The 14,218-nt window shown below is 71.2% G+C and carries 10 protein-coding genes and 1 pseudogene; 5 read left to right on the top strand and 6 right to left on the bottom strand.

Annotated elements, in window-relative coordinates; genetic code table 11:
- Positions 1-56: 56 nt before the first annotated feature.
- Positions 57-1,286 (top strand): 5-(carboxyamino)imidazole ribonucleotide synthase, encoded by a 1,230-nt coding sequence (locus tag B1H55_RS06600; protein WP_080461651.1) that lies wholly within the window; start codon positions 57-59, stop codon positions 1,284-1,286.
- Positions 1,287-1,363: 77 nt separating this feature from the next.
- A complete protein-coding gene (gene purE, locus B1H55_RS06595; RefSeq protein WP_077240201.1) occupies positions 1,364-1,927 on the top strand; it encodes a 5-(carboxyamino)imidazole ribonucleotide mutase in 564 nt (187 codons plus the stop codon).
- 343 nt (positions 1,928-2,270) lie between these two features.
- On the opposite strand, the pseudogene B1H55_RS13090 reads toward purE, so the two are convergent.
- A pseudogene (locus tag B1H55_RS13090) lies at positions 2,271-2,963 on the bottom strand (Abi family protein); the annotation flags it as partial.
- 399 nt (positions 2,964-3,362) lie between these two features.
- Here B1H55_RS13090 and galE point away from each other — a divergent pair.
- A complete protein-coding gene (galE, locus tag B1H55_RS06585; RefSeq protein WP_077240202.1) occupies positions 3,363-4,352 on the top strand; it encodes a UDP-glucose 4-epimerase GalE in 990 nt (329 codons plus the stop codon).
- 254 nt (positions 4,353-4,606) lie between these two features.
- On the opposite strand, the gene B1H55_RS06580 is transcribed toward galE, so the two are convergent.
- From B1H55_RS06580 to B1H55_RS06565, 4 genes are all read right to left on the bottom strand, one after another.
- On the bottom strand, positions 4,607-6,589 hold the full coding sequence (locus tag B1H55_RS06580; RefSeq protein WP_143221358.1) for a hypothetical protein: 1,983 nt from the start codon (positions 6,587-6,589) through the stop codon (positions 4,607-4,609).
- Positions 6,590-7,440: 851 nt separating this feature from the next.
- Positions 7,441-8,658 (bottom strand): ABC transporter permease, encoded by a 1,218-nt coding sequence (locus B1H55_RS06575; RefSeq protein ID WP_077240204.1) that lies wholly within the window; start codon positions 8,656-8,658, stop codon positions 7,441-7,443.
- Complete coding sequence (locus B1H55_RS06570; RefSeq protein ID WP_157750283.1) at positions 8,645-9,832, bottom strand: ABC transporter permease; 1,188 nt, start codon at positions 9,830-9,832, stop codon at positions 8,645-8,647. Before B1H55_RS06570 ends, B1H55_RS06575 begins: the two co-directional genes overlap by 14 nt.
- Before the next feature lies 1 nt (position 9,833).
- Positions 9,834-10,871, bottom strand: coding sequence for an ABC transporter ATP-binding protein (locus B1H55_RS06565; RefSeq protein ID WP_080461649.1), 1,038 nt, complete (start codon positions 10,869-10,871; stop codon positions 9,834-9,836).
- A 213-nt stretch (positions 10,872-11,084) separates the two neighbouring features.
- On the opposite strand from B1H55_RS06565, the gene B1H55_RS12825 reads away from it, so the two are divergent.
- Both B1H55_RS12825 and B1H55_RS06555 read left to right on the top strand, forming a co-directional pair.
- Complete coding sequence (locus B1H55_RS12825; protein WP_231952615.1) at positions 11,085-12,257, top strand: sensor histidine kinase; 1,173 nt, start codon at positions 11,085-11,087, stop codon at positions 12,255-12,257.
- On the top strand, positions 12,254-12,892 hold the full coding sequence (locus tag B1H55_RS06555; protein WP_077240207.1) for a response regulator transcription factor: 639 nt from the start codon (positions 12,254-12,256) through the stop codon (positions 12,890-12,892). The genes B1H55_RS12825 and B1H55_RS06555 overlap by 4 nt, the downstream gene beginning before the upstream one ends.
- A gap of 41 nt (positions 12,893-12,933) precedes the next feature.
- On the opposite strand, the gene B1H55_RS06550 is transcribed toward B1H55_RS06555, so the two are convergent.
- Positions 12,934-14,016: a LacI family DNA-binding transcriptional regulator gene (locus tag B1H55_RS06550; RefSeq protein WP_073451021.1), complete on the bottom strand. Its 1,083-nt coding sequence runs from the start codon at positions 14,014-14,016 to the stop codon at positions 12,934-12,936.
- Between the last annotated feature and the right edge of the window lie 202 nt (positions 14,017-14,218).

Raw genomic sequence — 14,218 nt, 5'->3', positions numbered from 1 at the left:
GTGCCAGGGTACGGGCAGATCGAGCGGGGCTCGACACCCTGCCGTAGCCTGTGCCCGTGAGCGCACCCATCGTCGCCGTCATCGGGGGCGGGCAACTGGCCCGTATGATGCAGGAGGAGGCCAGCGCCCTCGGCATCCATCTGAGGGCCCTGGTCGAGGCCCCGGACGGATCGACGGCGCTGGTCACCGTCGATTCACCCGTCGGCGCCGCCGACGACGTCGCGGCGGTGCGCGCGCTCGCGGCGGGCGCCGGGGCCCTCACCTTCGAGCACGAGCACCAGGATGACGCGCTCCTGCGTCAGCTGGTCGCCGAGGGCGCGAGGGTGCGGCCCTCACCCGACGCCCTGCTGCTCGCCCGCGACAAGATCGCCATGCGCCGCGCCATGGACGCCGCCGGCCTGCCCCAGCCCGCCTGGGCCGAGGCCGCCGGGGACGCCGCCTCCATCCGCGAGGCCGTCCGGGGGTTCGCCGCCGAGCACGGCTGGCCCGTCGTCCTCAAGACGCCTCGGGGCGGCTATGACGGGCATGGCGTCCTCCTCGTGCGCCAGGAGCGCGATCTCGAGGCCGGCCGCGCCGGGCAGTGGATCGACGCCGTCGCCGCCGGTGGCGCGACCGGCGGTGGCGGCAGCCTCGGCGGCAGGGCCGTGAGCAGCCTCCTCGTCGAGCAGGCCATCCCCTTCACCCGCGAGCTCGCCGCGCTCCAGGCCCGCTCTCCCAGCGGGCAGGTCGTCTCATGGCCCGTCGTGGAGACGATCCAGGAGGGCGGCATGTGCTCCGAGGTACTGGCGCCCGCCCCCGGGCTGGACCCGGCCGCCGCCGATGAGGCCGCGCGCATCGGGCGCCGGATCGCCGAGCGCTTCGACGTCACCGGCGTGCTCGCCGTCGAGCTCTTCGCGGTCGAGGCCTTCGGGGAGCCGACCCGCCTGTTCGTCAACGAGCTCGCCATGCGCCCCCACAACTCGGGGCACTGGACGCAGGACGGGGCCGTGACCAGCCAGTTCGCCCAGCACCTGCGGGCCGTCCTCGACCTGCCGCTGGGCTCGACCGAGCCCACCGCGGGGGCCTGCGTCATGGTCAATCTCATCGGGGGGCGGCATGAGCCGGGCGAGGACGCGCCGGCCCGGGCGATGGCCGCCGACCCCGAGGCGCGCATCCACCTCTACGGCAAATCCTGGCGCACTGGTCGCAAACTCGGGCATGTCAACCTCACCGGGCCGGTCGACGGCGTGGAGGGGCTGCGCGAGCGGGCCCGCGCCGTCGTCGCCATCCTGCGCGGGGACGCCTGAGCCGCGCCCCCGCAGCCCTCCACCGCTGACCCCGATCCGGTCCGACCCATCTCATTCCTCACCGCGAAAGGCCCATCATGGCTGCCACGCCCGACACCACCGCCCAGCCGCCCGAGCCGCTCGTCGGCCTCGTCATGGGCTCCGATTCCGACTGGCCCACCATGAGCGCGGCCGCCGACGCCCTCGACGAATTCGCCATCCCCTACGAGGCCGACGTCGTCTCCGCCCACCGCATGCCCACTGAGATGATCGATTACGGGCAGGGCGCAGCCGCGCGGGGCCTGCGCGTCATCATCGCCGGCGCCGGGGGAGCGGCCCACCTGCCCGGGATGCTCGCCGCCGTCACCGAGCTGCCGGTCATCGGCGTGCCCGTGCCGCTGAAGCATCTGGACGGCATGGACTCGCTGCTGTCCATCGTCCAGATGCCCGCGGGCGTGCCCGTGGCGACCGTGTCCATCGGCGGGGCCCGCAACGCCGGGCTGCTCGCGGCGCGCATTCTCGGCGCGGGGGAGGAGACGCGGGCCGAGCGGCTCCGCCGGGCCATGCGCGCCTTCCAGGGCGAGCTCGCCGACGCCGCCCACGCCAAGGGGGCCAGGCTCCGCGAGCGGACCGGGGGCGGGGCGGGTCCGGGCGCGCGCTGATCGCTCAGCGCCCCGCGTCGTCGCCACTGGTGCCCTTTGCGCCCACTGGTGCCATCCGCACTCACTGGTGCGATTCCCACCCACCGGTGCGGGCAGGACGCACCGCTCGGCGCGCACGGCACCACTCGGTGCGCAATGCACCGCTCGGTGCGCAATGCACCGCTCGGTGCTCCGGGGCAGAGGTGCTCCGGGGCGGGCGTTTCACTGCGCGTGTCCGGAGGCGAGCGGGCGGGGCGTTCGGGGCCGCAGGAATCGCTCGCTCACGAAGGTCGGTGATGGATCGCCTTGAAGGCGTCCTGCCAGAATTGATCCGACTCCCAGGACTTGTTGATTCCCATTGAGCTTAGTGGCACCGTGGGATGACGATTGAGGAGATCGCGCAGCCGTGCGGCCCATGATGAGTGAGGGCTAATGGTGAACAGGATGGTCTATAGGGCAACCAGTACTGGATAGAGCCGCTTTCGGGGTGTCGCGTTGGAATCGTCACGGTCGAAGATGCTCGGATCTGAGAGCCAGCGAATAGTGGGGCTGGTAGGAATCGTCGGGTAAACGCCGAGGAATCTGTTCCAGAGGCGGCCGTGATGTGCGCAGATATTTCGCACGCGCACGAAAGATCGAAGTCAGGAGGTGAGTACGGGATCCTGTACCCCAGGCTCTGGGCGACCGCCTTACGGTGAGTCGGCAGCAAGGCCTCGTAGAGGTGTTGGAGCTGTCCAAGGGTGAGCAGCTCGATGGCCAGCCACGAGGGAGGGGTTACTGGCGTTCCGTAAGTGGATACGTAGTGGCTCAAGGCGTCAGGGTAGTGCCAGAGGTCGGGGACCTCATCTCGGCTGCGTCGATTTCGTCTCGCGTTCCTGGTCTCCCTGGCTAGAGCCGCCAGTGAGTCGCTGAATCCAAGTTCGTCAGTGAAGTTCTTCCTTTCCAAATGCCAGAAAGGTCCACCTGATGCATGAGATGCCATTTGGTTTGAAATCGCCGCCCTTACTGCAACCTCGATGCGCTCGATCGCATCGATTACGAGCAGGCGAAGCTCGCGATCGAAAACGTAGAGATGAAGAACGTCGTCGAACGAAGTATCGCGCCTGAAGCGGTGCTCGGCTTCTCAGTCCTGAAATGGTAGCGAATATGGTGAGATCCTGTAGTATCCGATATGTCTGAGGTAGCGTTCTGCGCGCTCTCGATTCTGGATCTCCAGGCCGCGCTCGTGCAAGCGATCCACAAGTTGGGACTCGGTGAGTGGCGGCTTGTTGTAGGGGAGGTTGGGGTGGGACATGTGACGATAGTAGAAAAAGACCCCCCGATTTGGGCTGGTTCGGAGGAACGGGAAGCCTGGGGGTGTGGTGGATCCATCGTACACACCCGGAGGTGAGCGGCTGGGGCTCTTCGGGGTGATGAGGGCCACCCATCGGACGGCCCGAGCCTCTAGACTGGGCCCATGAGCATTCTTGTCGCAGGTGGCGCTGGCTACATCGGCGCCCACGTTGTCCGTTTGCTGCTCGAGCGCGGGGACGAGGTGATCGTCGTCGATGACCTGTCCTACGGATCCCCCAGCCGGGTCGAGGGCGCGACCCTCGTCGAGCTCGACGTCGCCGCTGGTGACGCCCCTGAGCGGCTCACCGAGGTCATGAGGGAGCGCGGCGTCACCGCCGTCATCCACTTCGCCGCCCGCAAGCAGGTCGGCGAGTCCGTCGCCCGTCCCGCCTGGTACTACCAGCAGAACGTCGGCGGCCTGGCCAACATGATGCTCGCCATGGAGGCCGCGGGCGTCGACCAGATGATCTTCTCCTCCTCCGCCGCCGTCTACGGCATGCCCCCCGTCGAGGTGGTCCCCGAGGACATCGACTGCCGCCCCATCAACCCCTACGGGGAGACCAAGCTCATCGGCGAGTGGATGATGGCCGACGCCGAGACCGCCTGGGGCCTGCGCTGGGCCGGGCTGCGCTACTTCAACGTCGCCGGCGCCGGCTGGGATGACCTGGGCGACATGGCCACCCTCAACCTCATCCCCATGGTCATGGACCGCCTCGCCAAGGGCGAGACCCCCAAGATCTTCGGCACCGACTACCCCACCCCGGACGGCACCTGCATCCGCGACTACATCCACGTGCGCGACCTCGCCGCCGCCCACATCGCCGCCCTCGACTACCTCGCCGGCGGCAAGGAGATGGCCGAGCACATCTTCAACGTCGGCACCGGCGTGGGGGCCTCCGTGCGCGACGTCGTTGCCAAGGTCATCGCGGCCACCGGGCTCGACATCGCTCCCGAGGAGCTCCCCCGCCGCGCCGGTGACCCGCCCCAGCTCATCGGCAACGCCGAGCGCATCGGCGCGGTGCTGGGGTGGAGGGCCGAGCACGACCTCGACGACATCGTCGCCTCCTCCTACTCCGCCTGGCAGGCCGATCCGAACCGGACGCACTTCGCCTGACCGGCCCCGCGCGGGACGCGCGTCACGGGACGCGCGTCACGGGACGCGCGTCCTGCGGGCTCCACGCGCATCCCGCGCGGAGCGCGTCGGCCGACGGCGGGGCGCGGGCCTCCCGGGCGCCGCGCCCCCGCCGTTCCCGGAACCGGTCTCGATCGCCACTTCGACCGGTCTCGATGGCGTTTTCGACCGGTCTCGGCTAGGGGCGGGGGAGGCCGCGTCGGTCGGTCGTGCCTGCTGAGAGGAAGCGAGTCGCCTCATCTGAGTCCCACGACGGTGAACTGATGAGCATTCCCATTCTCGGCCTGGGAATCCCCGCCGCCGGTCGGGACGATGATCACCGTGCAGCCCGGGGAGGGGATGGCCCGGAGTCGCCACCGCGCCCAGTCGCTCGAGACCTCGGCGGTGGGAAGGGGCACGACCAGCGATGGCTCCCCATTGGCGGGCGTGATCCGGAGGCTCACGCCGGGTCCCGCGGCACCGGGCGGCGCCGCTGCGGAGGTGAATGACGCGGCCGCGATGCTCGGGCTCTGCGCTGCGGGGATGGCCGTGCGCGTCCCTGTATCGAGGAGTGAGCCGATCCACGGCCCCTCCTCCGGTGCAGAGCGACCCGTGTCGCGGACGGGGGTGCTCCGCTCGGGAATCGTCACTGGGGCGCCGGCCGCGAGGGAGGCCTCCCGATTGAGGCCCAGCCCTCTGCCCATGGGGACCCCACCGCCCTCGCTGCCTTCTCCGAGCGCCGCGGCATCATCCACGTTGAGGGCGGTGATGTTCCACGCTGCGATATCAGGACTGACGGGGGCCTCCCGGCGCCGCGACCGCGGATCCGCTCCATCGCATCGCAGCACCCACCCGTTGAGGATCGTCGGTGGAGTGTGGGCGTGGGTTGGATCCGCGCATACGCCTGAGATCCGCGTCGAGGCGGAGAGATCCGAATCGGGGACCAGTGTGACATTGAAGCGGTAATAGCCGTTATCGCCGATGACCCGGGAGAGGGCGAAGGTGGAATGGCCGGCCGTTCCAGAGGCCAGGTCGGCGCTTCCGTGCTCATCGGGCAGTGCGCCCAGACGGGCGCCGTCGGTCAGGGCGAGCACCTCGGTGCCCACGAGGACGGCGGAGTCCGTGAGCTGCACGTCGGAGATATCGAGGGTGGTCCCATGCCCTGTCGGTCCCTCACTGATCGTGCGCGTGACTGTGGGCGCGCCGGTCATCGTGTCGAGGATCATCAGCACCTGCCCGCTGGGCGCAGACGCGAACGACCTATCCCTCGTGGTCACCATGAAGGCCACATGGCGCCGATCGGGACTGATCCTCAGCAGCGAGCCGTCGTCGAGCGCATTCCCGCCGGTCTCGATGGAGCCGTCGTTCTCCACGCGATAGGTCCACAGGATCGCGCCATCCTCGCCGTCGAGCCCTTGAAGAGCGCCGTCGGAGAGGATGATCGGGCCCCGAGCACCGGGGACCGCCTCAAGGACCTCCTGGCGGGATGCGGCCTCAAGCGTCCACGCCACATTGCTCGGCGCCCCCGTGGGGATGGTGGGCAGGGCGTCGTCGGGGATCGGCTCCGCGCGGCTCACGGTGGCATGAACACTGAGGTCGAGCGATGGGAGCAGGGCGAGGGCGGTGGCGATGATCAGGGAGAGCGCTGCGGCCGGTGCGAAGAATGCTCCCAGGGCGAGGACCCACCCGAGCGGGCGGCCCGGCGCACCGCTGTCCCTGCCGGAGGACTCCAACGAGGTGGAGCGCGTCCTCCCGGCGTCGTGCCCGCCCTGCTCGATCCTCGTGCCGCGGGGATGAGTCTCGTGGTGGATGAGGCGCAGGAGCCGAATCACCCAACCGGTGCCCGTGAGCGCGGCGGCCGCGGCGAGGAGCACGGGTCCCAGGGGCCGCTCCCCACTCCTCATGAATGACTGCCACCACGGGTGGAGGATCACTACGGCGACCACTCCACTGGACAGCGCGATCGACGTCACCCGGGCGCCGTCGCCGAGCCGACTCGAGCCGGGCTCCGGGAATACGAGTGCGGCTCCGAGGAGCGCGTGGAGCAGCGCGAGGCCGACGGCTGCTAGCACCGTCCGCTGCGCCCCGCCCCACTCCTGACCGCAGTGCAACAGCCATAGCCCGACGGCCATCGCGGCGAGCGCGGTCGCAAGGGAGCCCCGGCTCGCCGCCCGTAGAACCCGGGACAGGGGGCCCTCGCGGCTGTCCACGGCGGTCGCTGCCGAACGGGATCGGATCATGACCATCCTCCGGGGGTCATGGTGCGGACGGAGCGACCGACGGGAACATCGGCGGGATCATCGGCGGAGCGGCGGGCCATCGCCAGTGGCGACGCATGAGGGGAGGGGGTCATGGTTCCGGATTATGGCCTGGAGGCCGACGGTGGGCGGGCCGATTGGGCTCGGCCGCAGTGGGGAGTGGGGCCCTGCCCGCTTCCCAGGGCGACGGGCGCCTGAGGCGGGCCGGCCTCCCGGGCGCCGCGCCCCCGCCGTTCCCGGAACCGGTCTCGATCGCCACTTCGACCGGTTTCGATGGCGTTTTCGACCGGTCTCGGCGAGGAGGGTTCTGGGGGCGAGCGCGAAGTGGCGAGGTTTGAGGATTGCTCGGGCTCCGGGAAGGGGCGAGTGCGGCGCGAGCCCCACGAGCTGGCCTCTGGCCTGGGCAAACGCAAGTCATGGCGGCGTGTCAGAAAAAGGAATCCTCAAACCTCGCCATTAAGGGTCGCGCCGCGATTCCCGCGCCTGTGCTTGACGTCATCGTGGGAGGTGGGGCTGAGCTGGTCGACGGCCTAACCGAACCACGGCTGCGCAGGTGGTATGGGTGCTGGAGAGGCTGATCCCATCTGCTCTTCAGTCCAGTAGTTGGGGGCTTCGTCGTGCGGTGCATGTGTTGACACGGGGCGATCGGGGCTGAATCCCTTCTGACGGGAATTTGTATAGATGAAAAATAGACCAATCATGAGCAGGATGATCAAAATCGCGACCCAAGTGCGCCCCCGGTCGTTCCCGGAACCGGTCTCGATCGCCACTTCGACCGGTCTCGATGGCGTTTTCGACCGGTTTCGATCACCACTTCGACCGGTCTCGGCGGGTTAGGCGGCGGCTGAGCGCAGGCGCGCCCGGCCGACCGCCATGCCGACCGCGGTGATCGCCACGGCGAACAGGGCGCACACGCCGATGTCCCCGTACAGTGGCGCGAGCGCCTCGGCCGACGTCGAGGAGGATTGGAAGGCCTCGCGGATGGGCTGGTTGGCCCAGTATGCGGGGGTGAGTGCGGAGACCTGCTTGACGGCGTCGGGCATGTAGCTCAGCGGCAGCCAGGCCCCGCCGAGGAAGGAGAAGACGAGCCCTCCGATATTCGCCACCGCGTTGGACGCGTTCTCGCTCATCCTCAGCTGCCCCATGAGGAAGCCGACGGCGATCCCGACCATGGCGTAGGCCAGCAGGGCCGTCGCGGCGACCCCGTGCAGGGGCAGCGCCGTGCTCAGCGTTCTCAGCCCCAGCGCCCCCACTCCCAGGATGTAGGTGACGGCCCATCCCACGATCCCGATCACCGCCAGCCCCGCTGACAGCCCGATATTGCGTCGCATGACCGGCTCCGGGGAGGCGCTCATGCGCACGCGCAGGGGTCTGCGCCCCAGAACCCGCATGATGAGGCTCGCGATATTCGTGGTGAAGGCGAAGATGGAGTACAGGGCCATGGATAGGAACACCATGAATGCCGTCGGCATGGGCGCCGCCTCCTCGGCGATCACCCTCGCGGGAGCGCTCGCCCTCATCGACGTCGTCGCGGCCGCGACTGCCTGCTCGGCGTTCCCCGCGGTCGTTGCCCGGTAGGCCAGCGCCTGCTCCACGTAGGCGGTCACCTGCTCCGCCATCAGGGGCGCCTCGGAGGAAGAGGGGGCCAGGACGATATCGACGCGCGGGACGGCGGCCTCGGCGTCGGACAGGGCCGTGCCCCCTCGCGCCTGCTCGGCCGCCTTCTCCACGCCGTTGCCCAGGCCGGAGGGGATGATGGCGATCAGCTCGACCCGGTCCTGGGCGAGGGCATCCTGCATGGCGCGGCGCGAGTCCTCGAGCGCCACGGCCTCGCCGTTGGCCTCCATGAAGGCGGTCAGCCCTGCCGAGACCGGGCTGCCATCGCGGTCGATCACTGCCAGGGGGACGTCGGCCTGCGCCAACTCGGTGGTGGTCCGCCCGCCCTGGGCGACACCGGTCAGCAGGCCGAGCATATTGACCGCCACCAAGAAGATGAGGGCGTAGATCCAGTGCCCGCGGGCGATGCGCAGGGACGTTTTAAAGGCGCGCATGGCTCATCCTCCTCATGCGGATCGTGGCGACGACGGCGAGCGCCGCGGTCATGGCGGCCATGGCCCCGATCGCGGTGGCGAAGGAGGACAGGGTGTCGTAGTAGAGCAGTGAGTAATAGGCGCGGGCCGACTGCCACAGGGGGTTGAGATGGGCCAGCCACGGCACCGAGCTCTCCACCGAGTCCGCCAGCCTCTGGGAGGGCTGGCCGTAGAGGCCGGTGAACAGGGACAGGAGGGAGCTCAGGGCCATGGTGATCCCGGGGCTCAGACGCGGCACCGTCCCCAGGACCGCGCCGGCGGTGCTGAACAGCAGGGAGGATGCCGCCACCGCCAGGAAGGCCCATGGCCAGTGGATCCCGAAGCCCACCCCGCACACGCCGCGCATGTAGAGGAAGCCGCTCACCAGGCATGCCGTCAGCGTGACCCATGCGGCCGCCAGAACACCGGCCAGGACCCTCCAACGGGGGATGGCGGCCAGCGTGCGGCGCGCGCCCGTCGGGGAGGAGCCCGCCACCACGGACTGGACGGAGACCATCGCCATGCTCATGCCCGAGGCGGCGGCGAAGGCCAGCAGGGCGAAGTAGTAGCGGGCGGTCGACGTGCCGGACGAGGGCGTCACCTGGGTCTCCTTGATCAGTTCAGGGCCTGATCCGAGCTGGTCGAGGATCCGTTGCGCGCCGGCGATGCGGGCGCCGGCGTCCTCGGGCGAGGCGGCGTCGGCCGCGGTCTGCGCTGAGACGGACTCCCCCAGGGCGGCGGAGCGGGCGTAGGAGTCCAGAGCCCACCGCAGGGCCGTCGAGGTGTCCGAGGCCGCGCCCCCGGTGGTCAGCTGCAGGGTGGGAGCGCCGTCCTTGACGAGGACGTATCCCTGGATGTCGCCGTTCTCGGCGGCGGTGCGGGCGGTGTCCTCATCGGGGTACTCGGTGAGGACGGCCAGGCGGGTCTCGACATCCGGGGCGGAGATGCCCTCCATGAGCCCACTCAGCCCCGGAGCGTCGTCGTAGGCCTGATCGGTGACCGCGCCGAGCGGCATGGGGGTCAGCTCGGAGTCATCGATCCCCTGGAACATGGCCATGAAAACAGTGGCCAGAACGAGGGGGAACATGAGTGTCCAAACGAGCATGGACCTCTCGCGCACCAGGACGCGCAACTGGTGGGTGAAGACAGCGCTCATGTCACGCCTCATCCCGCAGTGCTCGGCCGGTGATCTCCAGGAAGACCTCGTTGAGGGTGGGGGGCTCCGAGACCACGCGCCCGACGACTGCGCCCGAGGCGCTCAGCGCCGCCAGGACGTCGGCGAGGTTGTGGGAGCCTGGGCGGCACTCGATGGTCAGCTCGGTGGCGGGGGCGCCGTCGGGGCCCGTGGAGGCCGAGCGGACGCAGGGCAGGCGGCGGACGGACTCGAGGAGGGCGTCCGGCAGCGGGGAGGGCTCAACGACCTCCGCCCTGATCCTCTCGCCAGTGCCGATCATGGCCTTGAGCTCGTCGGCGGTGCCGGAGGCGACCTCGCGCCCGTGGTCCATGATGACGATCCGGTCGCACAGCTCCTCGACCTCCTCCATGTAGTGGGAGGTGTAGATGACCGTGGCGCCGGCGGCGTTGAGGCGGCGAATGCCCTGGAGGATGGCCTCACGGCTCTGCGGGTCGACGGCGACCGTGGGCTCGTCGAGGATGATGAGGTCGGGATGGTGGGCGATCCCGCAGGCGATGTTGAGTCGGCGCAGCAGCCCGCCGGAGAGTCTCCTGGGGCGGAACCCGGTGAAGGACTCCAGGCCGACGAAGGCGATGGCCTCCTCGACCAGCCCGCGACGGTGGGCGCGATCGGTGACGTACAGGGCGCAGAAGGCGTCGATGTTCTCCCGCACCGTCAGCTCGTCGAAGACGGCGACCTCCTGGGGGATGAGGCCGATGCGGCGCTTGAGGCCGTAGGCGGTGGCGCTCATCGGCTCGCCGAACACGCGCACGTCGCCGCGGTCGTAGGTGAGCAGCTGGAGCAGGCAGGAGATGGTGGTGGTCTTGCCGGAGCCGTTGGGCCCCAGCAGCCCCAGGATCTGCCCTCGCGGGATGCGCAGGGACAGCCCGTCGACGGCGGTCAGGTCGCCATAGCGCTTGACGAGGCCCTTGAGCTCGACGGCGGGGGCGGACGGCGCGGCGCCCCGCGGGCCGGGCGCCGCCGACGCGGTGGACGGGCCGGAGCGTGGAGTCGCGTTCATGGTTCCTCTCCCAGGGGCACGGGGATGCGATGACTCCATGGTCCCGGGAGCACGGCGACGCGGCCAGTGCCTGAACTCACCGGCTCACCGGCCCAGGGGTGACTTCTGTCAGGGGGGCGCCCGCTCACGAGGCCCCCCGCGCGAGCGCCATTCCCGCGCGGGGCGCCCCGTGCGGGCGCGGTGGGCGCTGGCGGCCTGTGCGATCATCGGCACGTGAAGGTTCTGGCGGATAAGGCCGTCCTGCTCGCCGGCGGGCTGCTCCTCCTCGTCGGCCTCGGTCCGCCCGGCCCCATGGCCGTCTCCTGCCTGCTCATCGCCATCACCATGAGCGCGGCCGCCTCCGCCTGGGAGGGGCGGGCCCGGGGCGTCCTCGCGCCCCTGCCGGCCCTGGCGATCGTCGCGCTCACCCCGCTGGGACTGCCGGGAGCGCCGTTGGCCGTGTACGACGTCGTGCGCCGCCTCCGCCTCGGGGACTTCCCCGGCCACGGCCGGAGCGCGACCCCTGCCCGCCCCGGTCGCGATGCCCTCAGTGGCGCCGACGTCGTCACCGCCGCGGGCGCCGCCCTCGCGGCCGCAGCGCTCCTGCGTTGGGATGGGCGACCACTCGCCTGGGCCGGCGTCCTCGCCGGCGCGGCGTCGGTCCTGGCGCTGCGCAGCGCGGACGAGCAGATGCAGCGCGCCCGCCTGCTCGCCGCCCACGATGATCTGCGCGCCAGGTTCCGCTCCCTGCGGGCCTCCCGCGCCGAGCTGGTCGAGGCCCAGGAGCACCGGGCGCGCGCCGCGACCCTGGCCGAGCGCACGCGCATCGCCCACGACATGCATGACACGGTGGGGCACCAGCTCACGCGCCTCCTGTTCCAGGTGCGGGCCCTGCAAACCGTCCACGTGGGCGATGCCGCGATGGCCGGAGCCCTGGACGGCCTCGGCTCGGGCCTGGAGGAGTCGCTGAGCGCGATGCGCGCCTCCGTCCACGCCCTGTCCGACGACGGCGTCGACCTCGCGGTCGCCCTCCACGCCCTGGCGGGCTCCAGCCCCGTGCCGCGGGTCGGCGTCGACTGCGACGTCGATGAACCGCCACCCGCGGCCGTGTCGCGCTACATCGTCGCCGTCGTGCGCGAGGCCCTCACCAATGCCGCCCGCCACGGCGGCGCGGGCAGCGCGCGCGTGGCGGTCGCCGACTTCCCCGGCTTCTGGCGGGTGAGCGTGAGCAACGACGGCGTGGCGCCGGCCCGCCTCGATATCGGCGCGGGGGCCGACGGCGATGGGATGGGGATTCGCTCCATGGATGAGCGGGTGCGGGCCCTGGGCGGTACGCTCCGCGTGGAGCCGCGCCCGGTGTTCACGGTCACGGTGACGATCGCGAAGAGCGGGAGGAACGAGCCGTGAGAGTCCTGGTGGTCGACGACGACACCCTCATCGCCCAGTCCCTGGCGACGATCCTCGGGGCGCAGGACGACATCGAGGTGGTCGGCACCGGCTCCAGTGGGGCCGAGGCGATTGAGCGCCACCGCGAGCTGTCGCCCGATGCGCTGCTCATGGACATCCGCATGCCCGGCATGGACGGGCTCGCCGCGGCCGAGCAGATCCTCTCCCAGGACCCGGGCGCGCGGATCATCTTCCTGACCACCTTCGCCGACGACGACTACATCGTCCGCGCCCTGAGGATGGGGGCGCGCGGCTACCTCATCAAGCAGGACATCGCGCAGATCGCCCCGGCACTGCGCAGTGTCATGGCGGGGGTGAGCGTCCTCGAGGGGCAGGTGCTCGAGCGCACCACCGTGCTGCGGGCCGACGCCGACCGCGGGCGGCAGGTGCGCACACGGGCCTTCGCGCCGCTGACGGACCGGGAGTTCGAGGTGGTGCGGGGCGTGGCCGAGGCCCTGGACAATGAGGAGATCGCGGCGCAGTTGTTCATGAGCGTGGGCACTGTGCGCAACCACATCAGCTCGATCCTGGCCAAGCTGGGGCTGCGCAACCGCACGCAGATCGCCGTGCGCTACTACCGCGCCGAGGCCGGTTGACGCCGGGGCGGCTCGTGGCCCCGCTTGCGCCGGAGCGCGCTTCAGGGAGCGGGGCGGGCGAGCCCGCACTGTCTCTCAACCGGTCTCGATGGCGATAACGACCGGTTTGGATCAGGGAGGGGGCGCCCCACTGACTCGCGCTCGACGAGCTCGACGGGTACTTCCACCCGCTCCTCCCTCCTCGTGCCCAGCGCCAGGGCGACCGCCTCCTGGCCCACCCGGGCGAAATCCAGGCGCACGGTGGTCAGCGGGGGCGTGGTGGCGCTCGCATGCGGGTGGTCGTCGACGCCGACCACGGAGATGTCGTCGGGAATCCTCGCCCCGGCCCGCGCCAGGCCGGAGAGCAGGCCGATCGCCAGGTCGTCATTACCGCACAGCACGGCTGTCGCCCCGCTGCGGGTCAGCGCCGCGGCGGCCCTCTCGCCGGTCGTCGTGCCCCATCCCGTCGCCACGGGTTCGGGCGCCTCGAGCCCGGCGCCGGCCATGACCTCGCGCCATCCCGCCAGGCGGGGATCGGGGTGCCCTGCGGAGGGCACGCCGACATAGGCCACGCGCGTGTGCCCCAGGCCGAGCAGGTGCTCGCAGGCCATGACCGCGCCCGCGTGATCATCGGTCCAGGCCCGCTTGAGGCCGCCGTCATCGGGATGGGGGTAGCCCCCTGCGACGGCCAGCGGCAGCCCCTCGGGCAGATCGTGCAGCGCCGCCAGGCCCAGGGAGTCGAACTCCAGGACGACGACGGCGTCCAATCGCGTCCCCAGCGCCTGCAGGAGCGCCTCCCGGCGGCGGGCCGGGGAGGCGGAAAGGACGTGAATGCTCAGATCCGCGCCGTGCTCCTGAGCCGCCTCCAGGACCCCGGAGAGGGTTGCCCAGTACCCCGTGCGCGCCAGCCCGGAGGACAGGACGAGCAGGCGCGGCAGATCCGCCCGCCGAGTGGTGTAGCCCAGGCTGCGCGCGATCCGCTGGACACTCCCGGTGGCCGCGGGCCTGGCCGTGGTGCGGCCCGCAGCCAGGGCGCGGGACGCGGTGGCCTTGGAGACCCCCGCGCGCCGGGCGACGTCGGCGAGCGTCGGCGGTCTCCAGGGGCGCGGCCAGCGCCCCTGGCTGTGATCGTCCGACTGGCTCATGCCCGCATCCTAGGCGGGTGCGGGCCCGGGGCCCCTCATGCCCCGCGACGGCGCATGAGCGCCCCTCCCGTGGCCGCGATGGCCACGGCGGCGGCCGCGGTCACGGCCGCGGGGGACCCGGTGCTGGCCAGCGGCCCGTTCCCCGCCCCGCCGCTCGGCGGGGCGGTGGGCGCGGGCGAGGGGCTCGGGGCCGCGGGGCCCG

This window comes from Actinomyces denticolens (assembly GCF_002072185.1).
GTDB lineage: Bacteria > Actinomycetota > Actinomycetes > Actinomycetales > Actinomycetaceae > Actinomyces > Actinomyces denticolens.
This window is presented reverse-complemented; position numbering and strand designations above follow the sequence as displayed.